The organism is Mesorhizobium erdmanii USDA 3471 (assembly GCF_000472705.1).
GTDB lineage: Bacteria > Pseudomonadota > Alphaproteobacteria > Rhizobiales > Rhizobiaceae > Mesorhizobium > Mesorhizobium erdmanii.
In genome coordinates, this window is record NZ_AXAE01000021.1 from 1 (window position 1) to 2,500 (window position 2,500).

General features: G+C 54.4%; 2 rRNA genes (1 of these 2 cut by a window edge). Both read right to left on the bottom strand.

The window, feature by feature from the left end:
* Positions 1–167: 167 nt before the first annotated feature.
* Positions 168–282, bottom strand: a 5S ribosomal RNA gene (gene rrf / locus A3AU_RS0117500).
* 272 nt (positions 283–554) lie between these two features.
* A 23S ribosomal RNA gene (locus A3AU_RS0117505) occupies positions 555–2,500 on the bottom strand; it runs 854 nt beyond the window's last position.

Sequence of the window (2,500 nt, forward strand, 5' to 3'; positions counted from 1 at the left end):
GGATGGCCTACAGATAGGTATATTGCTCACCAAATGAAAGGGCCGCTTGCGCGGCCCGAGATCCCTTGGCGGGCCTTGTCGTACAGAGAAGATTTCATCACATCGACCCAAAAATCGGCTTCGATTTTGGAAAGTACGATGTGACACATAAAACGTGCGTTTGGCAGACCTGGCAGCGACCTACTCTCCCGCGTCTTGAGACGAAGTACCATCAGCGCTGGAGCGTTTCACGGCCGAGTTCGGAATGGGATCGGGTGCAGCCGCTCCGCCATAACCACCAGGTCGGCAAAACGCACGTTGTTCGAGAAGCTGGGTTAGGGATTAGGCAGTAGGCAATAGTGAGCAGAGATGCTGCTCACTATCGGCTGTGCTGTTTGCCCGTCTTTCCGTGCCAAGGCGACATCTACAGTTGGCTTTCGGGCGTAAGCCCGCAAGCGCGACTGCGCGTCGCCGGTTTTCCGGCGCCCTCGCTTAAGCTTTGGCCCGTCAGGGCCGCTCATGCGTGAGCGCTGGCAAGACCATTTGACTTCGTCAAATGGGCATAAGGAATGAGAACGATCAAGCCGATCGAACTATTAGTACCGGTAAGCTTCAAGCGTTGCCGCTCTTCCACACCCGGCCTATCAACGTGGTCGTCTTCCACGGTTCTCAGGGAATACTCGTTTTAAGGTGGGTTTCCCGCTTAGATGCCTTCAGCGGTTATCCCGTCCGGATATAGCTACCCTGCTATGCGGCTGGCGCCACAACAGGTCCACCAGAGATCCGTCCATCCCGGTCCTCTCGTACTAGGGACAGATCCTTTCAATATTCCTACACCCACGGCAGATAGGGACCGAACTGTCTCACGACGTTCTGAACCCAACTCACGTACCGCTTTAAATGGCGAACAGCCATACCCTTGGGACCTGCTCCAGCCCCAGGATGCGATGAGTCGACATCGAGGTGCCAAACAACCCCGTCGATATGGACTCTTGGGGGTCATCAGCCTGTTATCCCCGGCGTACCTTTTATCCGTTGAGCGATGGCCCTTCCACGCGGGACCACCGGATCACTATGACCGACTTTCGTCTCTGCTCGACTTGTCAGTCTCGCAGTCAGGCAGGCTTATGCCATTGCACTCAGCGAACGATTTCCGACCGTTCTGAGCCCACCATCGCGCGCCTCCGTTACTCTTTAGGAGGCGACCGCCCCAGTCAAACTACCCACCATACATTGTCCCGGACCCGGATAACGGGCCGCGGTTAGACATCCATAGTAATAAGGGTGGTATTTCAAGGGTGGCTCCACCTGAGCTGGCGCCCAGGTTTCAAAGCCTACCACCTATCCTACACATGCCACTACGAATGCCAATGTAAAGCTATAGTAAAGGTGCACGGGGTCTTTCCGTCTAACCGCAGGAACCCCGCATCTTCACGGGGAATTCAATTTCACTGAGTCTATGCTGGAGACAGCGGGGAAGTCGTTACGCCATTCGTGCAGGTCGGAACTTACCCGACAAGGAATTTCGCTACCTTAGGACCGTTATAGTTACGGCCGCCGTTTACTGGGGCTTCGATTCAGAGCTTGCACCCCTCCTCTTAACCTTCCAGCACCGGGCAGGCGTCAGACCCTATACGTCGTCTTGCGACTTCGCAGAGCCCTGTGTTTTTGATAAACAGTCGCTACCCCCTGGTCTGTGCCACCCTCCTCTGCTTGCGCAGAAAAGGGTCACGCTTCTTCCGAAGTTACGCGTGCAATTTGCCGAGTTCCTTCAGCATAGTTCTCTCAAGCGCCTTGGTATACTCTACCAGACCACCAGTGTCGGTTTCGGGTACGGTTTATAAGGAGGAGCTATTTCCTGGAACCACGCAGCAGCCCGTTCAATCCGATAAGATTGGACTACCTCAATGATCCGTCACTACCTCCAAGCCCACGAATATTAACGTGGTTCCCATCGACTACGCGTTTCCGCCTCGTCTTAGGGGCCGGCTAACCCTGCTCAGATTAGCTTTAAGCAGGAACCCTTGGTCTTTCGGCGGGGGAGTCTCTCACTCCCCTTACGTTACTCATGTCAGCATTCGCACTTCTGATACCTCCACCACCCCTCACGGGTATGGCTTCATCAGCTTACAGAACGCTCCGCTACCGCTCGTGATTGCTCACGAACCCTAAGCTTCGGTGTATGGCTTTAGCCCCGTTACATTTTCGGCGCAAAGACCCTTATTTAGACCAGTGAGCTGTTACGCTTTCTTTAAATGATGGCTGCTTCTAAGCCAACATCCTGGTTGTTTTGGGATCCTCACATCCTTTCCCACTTAGCCATAACTTGGGGACCTTAGCTGTAGGTCAGGGTTGTTTCCCTTTTCACGACGGACGTTAGCACCCGCCGTGTGTCTGCCGACTAGTACTCCCAGGTATTCGGAGTTTGGTTAGGTTTGGTAATCCGGTGAGGACCCCTAGCCCATCCAGTGCTCTACCCCCTGGGGTATTCGGTCGACGCTCTACCTAAATAGATTTCGCG